This window comes from Bacillus sp. V5-8f (genome assembly GCF_002863565.1).
Lineage (GTDB): Bacteria > Bacillota > Bacilli > Bacillales > DSM-1321 > Peribacillus.
Genome location: NZ_PGUW01000001.1, coordinates 361,241 through 374,305, shown reverse-complemented (window position 1 = coordinate 374,305; position 13,065 = coordinate 361,241). Strand labels below are relative to the sequence as shown.

12 protein-coding genes and 1 pseudogene are annotated in these 13,065 nt (G+C 40.9%); 5 read left to right on the top strand and 8 right to left on the bottom strand.

Translation table 11 applies throughout. The annotated features are described in order from the left end of the window. Positions 1-2: 2 nt before the first annotated feature. The 4 genes from gntK to ahpC all read right to left on the bottom strand — a co-directional run bounded on the left by gntK (position 3) and on the right by ahpC (position 4,647). Positions 3-1,544, bottom strand: coding sequence for a gluconokinase (gntK, locus tag CUU64_RS01660; protein ID WP_101631528.1), 1,542 nt, complete (start codon positions 1,542-1,544; stop codon positions 3-5). Beyond that, positions 1,537-2,268, bottom strand: coding sequence for a GntR family transcriptional regulator (locus tag CUU64_RS01655; RefSeq protein WP_101631527.1), 732 nt, complete (start codon positions 2,266-2,268; stop codon positions 1,537-1,539). Before CUU64_RS01655 ends, gntK begins: the two co-directional genes overlap by 8 nt. A gap of 270 nt (positions 2,269-2,538) precedes the next feature. Continuing rightward, positions 2,539-4,068, bottom strand: coding sequence for an alkyl hydroperoxide reductase subunit F (gene ahpF / locus CUU64_RS01650; protein WP_101631526.1), 1,530 nt, complete (start codon positions 4,066-4,068; stop codon positions 2,539-2,541). Between the two features lie 15 nt (positions 4,069-4,083). Then, on the bottom strand, positions 4,084-4,647 hold the full coding sequence (gene ahpC, locus CUU64_RS01645; protein ID WP_101631525.1) for an alkyl hydroperoxide reductase subunit C: 564 nt from the start codon (positions 4,645-4,647) through the stop codon (positions 4,084-4,086). 187 nt (positions 4,648-4,834) lie between these two features. On the opposite strand from ahpC, the pseudogene CUU64_RS01640 reads away from it, so the two are divergent. Further along, a pseudogene (locus CUU64_RS01640) lies at positions 4,835-5,017 on the top strand (pentapeptide repeat-containing protein); the annotation flags it as partial. A 118-nt stretch (positions 5,018-5,135) separates the two neighbouring features. On the opposite strand, the gene CUU64_RS01635 reads toward CUU64_RS01640, so the two are convergent. Further along, positions 5,136-6,347: an MFS transporter gene (locus CUU64_RS01635; protein ID WP_101631524.1), complete on the bottom strand. Its 1,212-nt coding sequence runs from the start codon at positions 6,345-6,347 to the stop codon at positions 5,136-5,138. 13 nt (positions 6,348-6,360) lie between these two features. After that, entirely contained in the window at positions 6,361-6,744 is a 384-nt protein-coding gene (locus CUU64_RS01630) for a MarR family winged helix-turn-helix transcriptional regulator (protein ID WP_101631574.1), read from the bottom strand. Positions 6,745-7,027: 283 nt separating this feature from the next. Between CUU64_RS01630 and htpG the strand changes: the two genes are divergently transcribed. Then, a complete protein-coding gene (gene htpG / locus CUU64_RS01625) occupies positions 7,028-8,908 on the top strand; it encodes a molecular chaperone HtpG (RefSeq protein ID WP_101631523.1) in 1,881 nt (626 codons plus the stop codon). A 312-nt stretch (positions 8,909-9,220) separates the two neighbouring features. On the opposite strand, the gene CUU64_RS22300 is transcribed toward htpG, so the two are convergent. Next, positions 9,221-9,598, bottom strand: coding sequence for a hypothetical protein (locus CUU64_RS22300; protein WP_219621850.1), 378 nt, complete (start codon positions 9,596-9,598; stop codon positions 9,221-9,223). After that, a complete protein-coding gene (locus CUU64_RS23030; RefSeq protein WP_374702692.1) occupies positions 9,588-9,656 on the bottom strand; it encodes a twin-arginine translocation signal domain-containing protein in 69 nt (22 codons plus the stop codon). Before CUU64_RS23030 ends, CUU64_RS22300 begins: the two co-directional genes overlap by 11 nt. Positions 9,657-9,999: 343 nt before the next feature. On the opposite strand from CUU64_RS23030, the gene CUU64_RS01610 reads away from it, so the two are divergent. The 3 genes from CUU64_RS01610 to CUU64_RS01600 all read left to right on the top strand — a co-directional run bounded on the left by CUU64_RS01610 (position 10,000) and on the right by CUU64_RS01600 (position 13,019). After that, complete coding sequence (locus CUU64_RS01610; protein WP_101631522.1) at positions 10,000-12,048, top strand: catalase; 2,049 nt, start codon at positions 10,000-10,002, stop codon at positions 12,046-12,048. A gap of 206 nt (positions 12,049-12,254) precedes the next feature. Then, a complete protein-coding gene (locus CUU64_RS22440; protein WP_257985357.1) occupies positions 12,255-12,464 on the top strand; it encodes a hypothetical protein in 210 nt (69 codons plus the stop codon). A 135-nt stretch (positions 12,465-12,599) separates the two neighbouring features. After that, on the top strand, positions 12,600-13,019 hold the full coding sequence (locus CUU64_RS01600) for an OmpL47-type beta-barrel domain-containing protein (RefSeq protein WP_180954421.1): 420 nt from the start codon (positions 12,600-12,602) through the stop codon (positions 13,017-13,019). Positions 13,020-13,065 lie beyond the last annotated feature (46 nt).

Below are 13,065 nucleotides of genomic sequence, written 5' to 3'. Positions count from 1 at the left end.
TACTAGTTGTGTTTTATTATGTTTCTTTGATAATTGGCAATTCGTGAGTAATCGTCTGTCAATATTCTGGATAAGTTAATAAAAATCGGCAGTAATTGCTTATATTCTTTCACAGCATCCTCTTTTGGTGCGTGTTTGTGCGTGCTGCCAATCATTTCAGAAACTATCTCAAATGAATCGATTTTTCCAACCGCGTATAGTCCTAAAATACATGCACCGAGACATGAACTTTCGTAGCTTTCCGGAACTACTACTTCAGAATCAAATATATCAGACATCATTTGACGCCAAACATCCGACCTAGCGAAACCTCCGGTTGCCTGGATTCGGGTCACAGGCCCATCCATACATTCATTTAAGGCTAAAAATACAGTATATAAATTGTAAATAACTCCTTCGAGTGCAGCCCGGATCATATGCTCTTTTTTATGTGACATAGTTAGTCCAAAAAAGGAACCACGCACATCCGGATTCCATAATGGTGCCCGTTCGCCTGCAAGATATGGGTGAAATAGCAATCCATCGGCACCTGGCCTTACACGTTCAGCAATCTTTGTTAATACGTCGTACGGATCGATACCCAGTCTTTTCGCTGTTTCCATCTCGGAAGAGGCAAATTCATCCCTGATCCAGCGAAGGACCATTCCGCCATTGTTTACCGGCCCGCCAATCACCCAATGCTTTTCCGTTAAGGCATAGCAGAATATCCGTCCTTTTTCATCGGTTTGCGGCTGATCGATAATAGTTCGAATGGCACCGCTTGTCCCGATCGTAACCGCGATCTCACCTTTTCCGATCGCATTTACACCTAAATTAGAAAGCACTCCATCACTCGCACCAATCACAAAGGGTGTGCTTGGATCAATTCCCATCTGTCTTGCCAGCTCAGGATGACAGTCAGTAAATATCTGGGTTGTTGGAACAAGATCAGACAATTGATCCGGCGTTATACCTGCAATCTTTAGAGCTTCTGCATCCCAATCCAGGTTCTTAAGATTCATCATGCCCATGGCTGAAGCCAAGGAATGGTCGACAACATAGCGATTGAAGAGCTTTTTAAAGATATACTCTTTAATCCCAATATATTTTTTTGTTTTGGTAGCGATTTCAGAACGTTCGTTCACAATCCATACAATTTTGCTTAAAGGTGACATGGGATGAATGGGTGTACCTGTGCGTTTATAGATTTCATGCCCATTCCATTCATCCTTTATTTTATGCGACCAAGCCTCACTGCGATTATCTGCCCAGGTGATACATCGTGTGAGCGGACGGTCATTCTCATCTATGGCAATAACACTGTGCATGGCGCTACTGAAAGAGATAAACGATAACTTTTTTTGTGAGTGTTGTGTCATGATATTTGAAATGGCAGTTGTAACAGTTTGAAAAATCTCTTCCGGATCTTGTTCAGCAGTGGATATATCAGGTGTATAGAGAGGGTACCCGATATTCTCCTGTTGGATTACATCACCTTTTTCACTGAAAAGAACGGCTTTGGTACTGGTTGTACCAATATCCACACCTAACATGTAGTTAGTCATTTTCTTCTTCAACCCCTTTCGATAACAGTTGCTGGGACATCCATAGGTGTTCTACTTTTCCTTGGACATCATCAAAATTTAGATGTAAGGACTTAATCATAAGGGACCTATCTTTGGTTTTTATTGCTTCAATATACAACTGATGATTTTCCATAATCCTTGTAAAGTCTTCGTAATTTTCCTTAAATCGTACGCGCATGGACAAAAGGATGAAGCTTTCCATGACGGGTTTTAAATTGTTCCAGATCATGAGCATGTAAGAATGATCTATAGCACGAATAATTGTTTCGTGAAATAGGACATCTTGATAAGAGAATTCATCAGCATCCCGATATTTGATCGCCACTTTCATCATTTCAAAGATCTTGCTTAGTTCCTTTACTAGATCATGTGTGTCGATCCTGACAAGCCTTTCAAATACAAAGGTCTCTATAAGTAAACGTACATCGTAAATTTCTTCTACTTCTTTTTCGGTTAACCCAAGCGCAACTGCACCCATTCTTTCGAGCCGGATGAGGTTTTCATTTGAAAGAATTTTTAAAGCTTCACGAACGGGAGACCGGCTTACCGAAAAGTCGGTGGCTATTTTATTTTCCGAAAGGGTGGTACCGCTTTCAATCAACCCCGAAATAATGCGCATCCTCAGTTCACTTGCAACTTTATCACCGGCAGAAGCTTTTGAAAGCCATTTTTCGGGATATAAAAATTCTCCAGGATTCTCCATATTTCTACCTCTTTGCATTTAAGTATACTTGTATACAAGTATTATAACGCAAATTTCCCTTTATGCAAGCGCTTTATTTCAAAATTCTACAGATGTTCATGTACACTGCCAAAATATAAGCAATAGGATTCGACAAAATCCGAAGTGATCGGAAGATTTCTTTACAAACCTGCATAAAAGTCACATTATTTGAAAATTAGCTATGTCCCAGAAACAAAAAAAGTCGCTTTACTATCGGTTGGATAGCGAAGCGACTTTCAAAAAATATTATTAATTTCGGATTAGATAATCGAATGCACCTAAGGCTGCAGTTGCACCTGATCCCATAGAAATGATGATTTGCTTATATGCGCTATCTGTACAGTCGCCTGCCGCAAATACACCAGGGAGGTTTGTTGCGCCGTGTTTATCGACTACGATTTCTCCCATACGAGTACGTTCAACCGTATCACCAAGCCAGTCTGTATTTGGTACAAGACCGATTTGAACGAAAACGCCCTCCAGTTCAATGTGATGAACTTCTTCTGTCTCACGATCGATATAACTAATACCGTTCACTTTGTCAGTACCGGTAATTTCTTTTGTTTGGACGTTCTTTAGTACCGTTACGTTAGGTAGGCTGTAAAGACGTTCTTGCAGTACACCATCCGCTTTCAGTTCTGGCATAAATTCAAGAACGGTTACATGCTTTACAATACCTGCCAGGTCTATTGCTGCTTCAATGCCAGAATTGCCTCCGCCGATTACGGCTACGTGTTTTCCTTCAAATAGTGGGCCATCACAATGAGGGCAGTACGCTACACCTTTGTTCTTGAACTCTGCTTCACCAGGCACACCAACATTGCGCCAGCGGGCACCTGTTGAAAGAATAACAGTTTTACTCTTCAAAACTGCACCATTTTCAAGTTCAACTTCGATTAGGTCTTTCTTTTCTAGGCGCGTAGCACGCTGTAAATTCATGACATCGATGTCATACTCTTTAACATGCTCTTCAAGGCTCGCTGCAAGTTTAGGACCTTCTGTATATTTCGTAGAGATGAAATTCTCAATACCTAAGGTGTCCATAATTTGACCGCCAAAACGTTCAGCGACAATGCCTGTACGAATGCCTTTACGTGCTGCATAGATAGCCGAACTTGCACCGGCTGGTCCGCCTCCGACAACAAGTACATCGAATGGATCTTTGTCAGTAAACTCTGATGCGTCCGCAGTACTTCCCATTTTAGCAAGAATTTCTTCAAGCGACATACGGCCGCTGCCAAATGATTCCCCGTTTAGGAACACCGTTGGCACTGCCATGACGCCCTTGTTTTCCACTTCTTCCTTGAATGCTGCACCATCGATCATAGTATGCGAAATACCAGGGTTAAGGATGCTCATCAAGTTCAGTGCCTGTACAACATCCGGGCAGTTGTGGCAGCTTAGGCTGATGTAAGATTCAAAATGATAGTCGCCTTTAATGTTTTTCACTTGATCAATTACTTTTTGATCAACTTTTGGGGCTCTTCCGCTAACCTGCAAGAGAGCTAACACTAATGAAGTAAATTCGTGGCCCAGCGGGATACCGGCAAAAGTTACACCCGTGTCTTCGCCGATACGATTTACACTAAAGCTTGGTGTTCTCTGTAATTCTGTTTTTTCAACCTTAATGCGAGATGACATAGTGGCTAATTCATCCACTAACGCAAGCATGTCGCGTGATACGTCATCGGATCCTGCGCTAACTTTAAGCAGTACATCGCCCTCCATCATTTGAAGATATTGGGCTAATTGTGCTTTGATATCTGCATCTAATACCATTATTGATCGTACTCCTTAAATCTTTCCTACAAGATCAAGGCTTGGTTTAAGTGTTTCAGCGCCTTCTTGCCATTTAGCCGGGCAAACTTCACCTGGGTTGTTGCGTACATATTGAGCTGCCTTAACCTTGTTTACAAGAGTGCTTGCATCACGGCCGATTCCGCCAGCATTGATTTCAACAGTTTGGATAACGCCATCTGGATCGATAATGAAAGTTCCGCGGTCAGCAAGGCCCTCTTCTTCGTTTAGTACGTCGAAGTTGCGAGAAATTCTTTGTGAAGGGTCGCCAATCATAATATATTCAATTTTGCTGATCGCTTCTGAGTGATCATGCCAAGCCTTATGTGTGAAATGAGTATCTGTAGAAACAGAATATACTTCTACGCCAAGTTCTTTTAGGGTTGCATATTCGTTCTGCAAGTCTTCCAATTCAGTAGGGCATACGAATGTGAAATCTGCTGGGTAAAAGCAAACTACACTCCATTTTCCTCTAAGGTTTGCATCAGATACATCAATAAATTCGCCGTTATGGAAGGCTTTAGCTGTAAATGGTTTTACTTCTTTACCAATAAGTGACATAGTCAAATTCCTCCTAGATGTGATTTATGAGAATTTTATAAAGCTTGTTCAGGACAAGACTTTATTATAATAATTCTAATTCAATACTTATTTTCATATAAAACTAACTATTTTGTCAAGATAAATACATGTAAAATAAGCTTACTGAAAATATCAGTTAAAATCTACTATTTGGTTTAATCCCTTTCTGGGTGAATCGGACTTAAGAATGGCTGACTTTATTGGTGCAGATTTGAGAGATGCTGATTTAAGTGGAGCTATCCTGGTAGGGAGTATTTTTCTTACTCAAGCACAAATAAATTCTGCAAACGGCGACCGAAATACGAAATTACCGCCTTCTTTGCATGTTCCCCAACATTGGCTGGTTTAGATAGGCAATATATATGTTTCTTGGAGAAGACTACAAAGCAAAAATTTTTGCATCGCAAGGATGATAATAGGCAACAAAGTAAGGGACATCCACATGAAGGATGTCCCTTACTAGTCTATTAAACGGAATGCGAAGCATCAACTGCCGACCAAGCAGCCCTTTCTTTCCTCCCGTGCAAAAAGTAGTATAGCGCGGTAGTTGCAAGGACGGCTATGCCCATAATCACATACAGGGTGCTGTATCCAGTCAGTGGAATGATGAATCCAAGCAGATAAGGGCCGAATCCAAGGCCTGCATCAAGAAATATAAAGAACGTTGATGTGGCTAACCCCATACGGTGAGGCGGAGTTAATTTTACGGCTACTGCCTGGGTGATTGACTGCATATTGCCAAACCCAAGGCCAATTAGGATACCGGCCACTAAAAGTGTTGCTCCATGGCTTGCTGAGCTTAAAAGCAGCATTCCGGCACCGAGGATTATAAAGGCCGGATACATAATAAAGTTGGCGCCTTTTCTATCCATTAACCGGCCAGTAAATGGACGTGATACCAAGACAGCTGCTGCATATACGATAAAGAAAAAGCTTGCTGCATCGACCAGGCCGATTTCAAGGGCATAGAAATTGATAAAAGAAAGAACGCTGGAGTAACAGAATGCCACAGCCAGAGTGATGACCGCAATTGGCAATGCCCTTGGCTCAACAAAGCCGGAAAGCTGGAAACCTTTTTTTTCAACTGGTTTTGTTGAGCCATTCTTCAATACTGGTACAGTGAGGAAAATTGCTGTTAGTAAACTAATGATCCCTAAAGCAAGGCAGAAACTGAAAATCATTTCAAAGCTTGTGTGCTGGCTCATATATAATCCAATGAATGGCCCGATTGCTGTAGCCAGTGTCGCACTCATGCTGTAATAGCCGATTCCTTCCCCTCTGCGGGTTGGCGGGATTATCTGGGCAACAATGGTCCCTGTTGCTGTACTTGCCATACCCAGCGCAATGCCATGGATTAAACGGTTAATAAGCAGGAAGGCCAGGCCGAAATTGGCAAAGTATAAAGACGTCGTCAAAGTGAAAAAGATTAGTCCTATGAACAACATTTTTTTGCGGCTGATCGAATCAATAATGCGTCCAGTAAATAGCCGTCCAATTAAAGCACCGATAATAAAAATCCCGGTTACAAGCCCGGCTTCGCTGGCCGAAGCATGAAATTCATCCACTGCATAGACAGCCATGGTAACAACTAATAGATAAAACACTAATGTTAGGAAAAAGTTCACGGAGGATACAATGATAAAATTCTTCGTACACAATTTAGGTTCCGTTTGATTCAATTTTTTTATCTCCTTACTTTAGAATATTGTTCCGGATTTCTTTCATGATTCGGATTGCCTCAAGCTGCTCCTCTTCAGAAATGCCTTTTAAAATGTCCTGTTCAAACTCGTCAATCGTTACACGGACTTCTTGATGGATTTTTTTTCCAACCTCTGTAAGCTCCATTCTTTTTTCTCGCCTGTCTTTGCCTGGAACATGTTGCACATATCCCAGCTCCTCCAAGCGGGTAATCGTTCTGGTAACCGTAGGTTTCTCGACACTCAGATAATTGGACAGTTCTACAAGTGTCGCCGAGCCGAAATTGGCTAAGTAATACAATATGGACCATTGTGCGCGGTATAAATCATGCTTGCTTAGTTCCATATTCAGCCTGTTTTCAAACGGCCGGTACAGCATTAGAAATTGATGAAAGAATTTTTGAAACGTCTTTATATGAAACACCTCTTTTTTAATCAAAAAAGTTACCTTGGGTAATAGTTAGTTAAGGTAACTATAATTATAACATATGTTCAACCTTGAATAAAGGTCACCATATTACTATTGACACGTCCTTTCGATATATGTTATTTAATTAGTGATTAGCACTCGTGACGTTAGAGTGCTAAAAAAACTTAACATACATTGAATTGCAGAATCGCTTCGTATATTTTCATTTAATTTTGACGGGAGGAGATTTTATATGGATAAAAAGCAATTTCAAGCAGAATCCAAACGGCTTTTGGAAATGATGATTAACTCCATCTATTCTCAAAAAGAGATCTTTTTAAGGGAGTTAATTTCCAATGCCAGTGATGCGATTGATAAAATCTATTACAAAGCATTAACGGATGAGGCTTTAAGCTTTGACAAAGATAGTTATTACATAAAAGTGGCTGCTGATAAGGAAAACAGGACATTGAACATCACCGATACCGGGATTGGAATGACGAAAGAAGAGCTTGAAAACAATCTTGGCATCATTGCGAAAAGCGGTTCTTTGGCATTTAAAAATGAAAATGAACTGAAGGATGGGCATGATATCATCGGGCAATTTGGTGTCGGGTTTTACTCTGCTTTTATGGTGGCTGATGTGGTCACGGTTATCACTAAGGCTTTGGGAAGCGAGACTGCTTATAAATGGGAATCTACCGGTACAGATGGATATACCATTGAGCCATTTGAAAAAGATGCTGTCGGTACAGAAATTTTTCTGAAAATCAAAGAAAATACCGAAGAGGAAAATTATGATGAGTATTTAGAAGAGTACCGGTTAAAAGCAATCATTAAAAAATACTCTGACTTTATCCGCTATCCGATCAAAATGGATGTGACATCAAGAAGGCTTAAGGAAGGCAGCGAAAACGAATACGAGGACCACCAGGAAGAACAAATCATCAATAGCATGGTTCCGATTTGGAGGAAGAATAAAAGCGAGCTGACTCCTCTGGACTATGAGAATTTTTATAAGGAAAAGCATTACGGATTTGATAAGCCGCTTAAACATATCCATATCAGCGTTGATGGAACGATACGATATAATGCTATTTTATTTATTCCGGAGAACATTCCTTTTGACTATTATTCCAAGGAATATGAAAAGGGCCTTGAGCTCTATTCGAATGGCGTTTTGATTATGGATAAATGCGCAGACCTGCTTCCTGACTATTTCAGTTTCGTGAAAGGGATGGTTGATTCCGAAGATTTATCCCTTAACATTTCGAGAGAAATTCTACAGCACGACCGCCAATTAAAGCTAATTGCGAAGAACATTAATAAAAAAATCAAAAGTGAACTGCAAAGCCTATTAAAAAATGAAAGAGAAAAGTATGAAGAATTTTATAAATCCTTTGGGCGCCAGCTAAAATTTGGAGTTTATAATGATTTCGGGGCTAATAAAGATGTATTGCAGGACCTACTGATGTTCTATTCTTCCAAAGAGAAGAAGTTGGTAACCATGGATGAATATATAGAAAGAATGCCGGAGGATCAAAAATATATCTATTATGCATCCGGAGAATCCATTGAACGAATTGATAAGCTTCCTCAGACTGAATTAGTTTCGGAAAAAGGGTATGAGATTTTATACTTCACCGATGAGGTCGATGAGTTTGCCATCAAAATGCTGATGACCTACAAAGAGAAAGAATTTAAATCTGTATCCAGTGCTGATTTAGGTATTGAAGCAGAAGAAAGCGAAAATAAGACGGACTCGGCAGACAGTGAAAACAAAGAACTATTTGAATACATGAAAGAGACTTTAGCAGGTAAGGTAAAGGACGTAAGAGCATCAAAACGCTTAAGGAGCCATCCAGTTTGTTTTTCTACTGACGGAGAAGTCACGATTGAAATGGAAAAAATCCTGAGAGCAATGCCGAATAACCAAAACGTGGAAGCGGAAAAAGTGCTGGAAATCAATACAAATCATGAGGTTTTCCAATCATTAAAAGATGCGTTCGAAAAAGATAAAGAAAAATTGAATTTATATACAAACCTGCTATATAATCAGGCACTTCTGATCGAAGGACTGCCAATCAACGATCCGGTTGAGTTTACGAATGATATTTGTAAAGTGATGGTGTAATATTCTCTATCAAAAAAAGTATAAGATTCGATTGCGAACCAACTAACTACGCATCACACGTTAGTTGGTTTTTTCTGTTTTTTTAATCCATATTTAAATGGTTGCTTACTAAAAGTGTTAATATCGCTGATTTTGGTTTGGTAGGTATGATTTTTGCTGGGAAGGAGTTAAGAAGGTTCGTTTCCTTCTACAACGTTCTAAAAAAGAGGTGACCAATTGCCGAACACAAAATATTTCCGGATCGGTTATGGCATTATCATAATATTTATTATTGTTCTGCTGGCAGCAAATTGATGGAAACCTGATTTCCCCTTATATCATGGAGAAAAAGGGGTCAGTCCCCCGGAGCTTTAACGCGGTAGCGTGCCGAGGGACTGACCCCTTAATTATACAATTGGCAACCCATGCCGGTGATAAACGGCTGCTTCTAGCTGGGAGATTCCCTGTTTTTTTCGAAAACGCAATCAGCTTGTCGGAAACAAGCGGTGCAAAATACTTCGGAGGGGCGGCATGGCCCATTTGTCTTTGGAGGGCTGCATTCTTTCGGGCGAATGGCCCCCAAATCGCAAAGGTAAGTCCGGGACTTTGTATATTTACAAAGAATGTATGTCCATCCGTTGAGAAGGTGGGCCGGCTGCTTTTGGTGTTATTTGAAGCCGCCAATGCGTTCGTAGCCCCGTCAAGCAGCACTTAACGCCAACGCCATTGTGCCCATTCCGCCAACCTTTAAAAAATTGCGCCGATTCATCATATCCAAAAGAGAGTCCTCCTAAATGTTTTTTAAGGATGGGAATCATCGAAGTTTATCTACCAATACGGTAACAGACGAAAATAAAGAGTTTGTTTAGGTTTTATTAGTTTTTGGTGAAGTGGTAAAAATGGTTCAAAAGTCCTGTGAAAACTTTCTGAAAACCTTTTTAGGAGTTGATACTAACAAAGGAAATGCAACGAAAGATTCATCGCGATTCCTTGGTCCTTCAAAGTTAACCCCTGGATTGGAGGGGAAATGAAACAAGCAGTGTTTGTTTGTGCTATGACATGGGTACAAAACAATGGAATGTTTTACATATCCTTAAGGAGGAATAAGCGAAATGGGCAAAGAGCAAAGAGTAAATGAAAATAGCAAGAACCAACAGCTAGAGCAGTTTCGCAGCAATGATACAGGACAGAAAATGACAACCAATCAGGGCTTAAAGGTTTCCGAGGATGAATTTTCCCTAAAAGCAGGTGAACGCGGCCCGACACTTATGGAGGATTTTCACTTTCGGGAAAAAATGACTCATTTTGACCATGAGCGAATTCCCGAGCGGGTTGTGCATGCCCGAGGTTTCGCGGCGCATGGCGAATTTCAAGTCTATGAATCTATGAAAGAATATACAAAAGCAAAATTTTTACAGGATCCATCAGTGAAAACGCCTGTTTTTGTGCGATTCTCCACTGTCGCTGGATCGCGTGGATCTGCAGAGACGGTCCGGGATGTCCGGGGTTTTGCCACAAAATTTTACACCGAAGAAGGAAACTATGATTTAGTCGGCAATAATATTCCGGTGTTTTTTATTCAAGATGCTATCAAATTTCCAGATTTAATTCATGCGGTAAAACCGGAACCACATAATGAAATGCCTCAGGCAGCATCCGCCCATGATACATTTTGGGATTTCATAGCGAACAACCAGGAATCAGCCCATATGATCATGTGGCATTTATCGGACAGGGCGATTCCCCGCAGCTTCCGTATGATGGAAGGGTTCGGTGTCCATACATTCCGGTTTGTCAACGACCAAGGAAAAGCGCATTTTGTGAAGTTCCACTGGAAGCCTGTACTGGGTGTCCATTCCCTTGTATGGGATGAAGCGCAAAAAATTTCTGGAAAGGATCCTGACTTCCTTCGCCGTGATTTATGGGAATCGATTGAAATGGGGAACTTCCCTGAATACGAATTAGGGGTCCAGCTGCTTAAAGAAGAAGACGAATTTAAATTCGATTTTGATATTCTTGACCCTACAAAAATATGGCCTGAAGAGGATATACCGGTAAAAATTATCGGAAAAATGACGTTGAACCGCAATGTAGATAATGTGTTTGCGGAAACAGAACAGGTAGCCTTCCACCCGGGCCATGTTGTGCCTGGAATTGATTTTTCAAATGATCCGCTGCTGCAGGGACGCTTATTTTCCTACACAGACACCCAATTAATCCGACTTGGCGGTCCAAATTTCCATGAGCTGCCGATCAACCGGCCTGTGTGCCCGTTCCATAACAACCAACGTGATGGATATGGCCGCCAAACCATTAATGTAGGGCAGGTAAGTTATCATAAGAATTCTTTGGCTGGTAATACACCTTCTCCTGCAAGCGAGGCAGAGGGAGGATACGTGCATTACCAGGAAAAGGTGGAAGGCCGAAAAGTACGCAGCCGAAGCGAAAGCTTTAAAGACCATTTTTCGCAAGCCGCCTTGTTTTGGAACAGCATGAGCCAGGTTGAAAAAGAACATATAATCCAGGCATTCAGTTTTGAACTAGGAAAAGTGAAGAACCAATCAATCCGGCAACAGATAGTCGATATGTTTGCAAATGTTAACTTAGAGCTGGCAGCTGCCTTTGCTGTACAAATTGGAGCTACCCCTCCACAAGCGGGAGGCTCAAATATAACTAAATCTTCACCTGCACTGAGCCAGGAAAACACTAAGAAAACTCCAATGACACGCAAAGTCGGTGTAATTATAGACAATGGATTTAACAGTGCAGAAGTAATGTCTATATTAACAGGATTGCAAGCGGAGGGCATTCAGCCTGAAGTGGTCAGTGAGAAGCTAGGGACAGTTACTGGGTCCGATGGTACTGAGCTTGCAATCGACCACACCTTTTTGACGGCTGACCCGGTCCTGTTTGATGCGTTATACGTCGTTGGGGGAAGCGGGGAAAGCAAACAGTTCGATAATCATACAATGTACTTTATTAAAGAAGCTTTCTCGCACTTTAAGCCAATAGGAGCATCTCATATGGGAATGAATCTTTTGGAAAAGGGCGGTATGGCAGGCAGTCCAGGTATAGTGTTAGGAGAAGAGATTCAGGATTTCATACAAACATTTGTTCAAGCGATTGCCACCCATCGGCATTGGGACCGTCAAATTGTATAAAATATTATTTTTTAAGAGGGGATGAAAATCCTCTCTTTTTTATTGCTTTACCATATTTTTTAATATATTAATATAATTTATATGATTGGAACAAGTTTTAAACAATCAAATTACTGCAGGCGTACTCGATTTCCATGCTGCTGGCTTCATAGTACACGTACACTTATGATAGCGCAGCTAAAACCGGTAAAGTTGTAGACATTTTATTGCCGGATGGAAGCAAGATTGATAAAACGAAGGAATATACAGTTGTTGTAAATAACTACATGTATGGAAATGCAAAGTATGGAATTGGGGAGCTTTCAACCGATCTAGAGGTTGGCCCTGAAGACCTGCATGCAACCGTTGATTATGTAAAATCTTCAAATAAACCATTTGAATATAAGTCTGAAGGACGTATACAAAAAGTTCAATAATGAAAAAGGGTCAGTCCCCCACTGCATTAAAGCGGTGGGGGACTGACCCTTTTTGAGTCTTTTTCCTCATCTGCGGCTAGGTGAATGTGATTATTTTACTGTTATTTACAAACTATTAATATTCTGTATCTCGTATTGAGTATAGCCGTTGATAACGGTGCAACCTGGACACGGTATACAGATGGAATCACCATAAATCAAGACGGTAACAGAAAGATCATATACCGGGCTGTTGACAAAGTCCATAACGTGTCTGAAACCAAAGCAGTTGAAGTGAACGTGAAATCTGCAACCCTGAAAAATACGGAAAAGATGGTACTCGCTGCAGATGCAGTAGCAGGAATCAAGAAGTCGATCATTGGCCATTTACAAACTGCCGGCCGCACGCTTGAAAAGAAACAAAACGATTCGGAAGATATAGTATATAAAAATCTTGAGAAGCTGAGTGACCGAATTAAGCACTATCCGAAACAACTGATGAGTGCTGAAGATAAGAAAGGAATTACTGCTATGATTGACTACATTACAGAGCATAGGACAGAATCTCAAAAATAATCTTTTTTGAAGGATTAGGTGTCTCTCCTGCAAATGCAGGGGGGAT

Bases quoted from the DNA above. Each gene is read 5' to 3' on its own strand.
- gntK (WP_101631528.1), bottom strand. From the start codon at position 1,544: ATGACTAACTACATGTTAGGTGTGGATATTGGTACAACCAGTACCAAA.
- CUU64_RS01655 (WP_101631527.1), bottom strand. From the start codon at position 2,268: ATGGAGAATCCTGGAGAATTTTTATATCCCGAAAAATGGCTTTCAAAA.
- ahpF (WP_101631526.1), bottom strand. From the start codon at position 4,068: ATGGTATTAGATGCAGATATCAAAGCACAATTAGCCCAATATCTTCAA.
- ahpC (WP_101631525.1), bottom strand. From the start codon at position 4,647: ATGTCACTTATTGGTAAAGAAGTAAAACCATTTACAGCTAAAGCCTTC.
- CUU64_RS01630 (WP_101631574.1), bottom strand. From the start codon at position 6,744: ATGCTGTACCGGCCGTTTGAAAACAGGCTGAATATGGAACTAAGCAAG.
- htpG (WP_101631523.1), top strand. From the start codon at position 7,028: ATGGATAAAAAGCAATTTCAAGCAGAATCCAAACGGCTTTTGGAAATG.
- CUU64_RS01610 (WP_101631522.1), top strand. From the start codon at position 10,000: ATGGGCAAAGAGCAAAGAGTAAATGAAAATAGCAAGAACCAACAGCTA.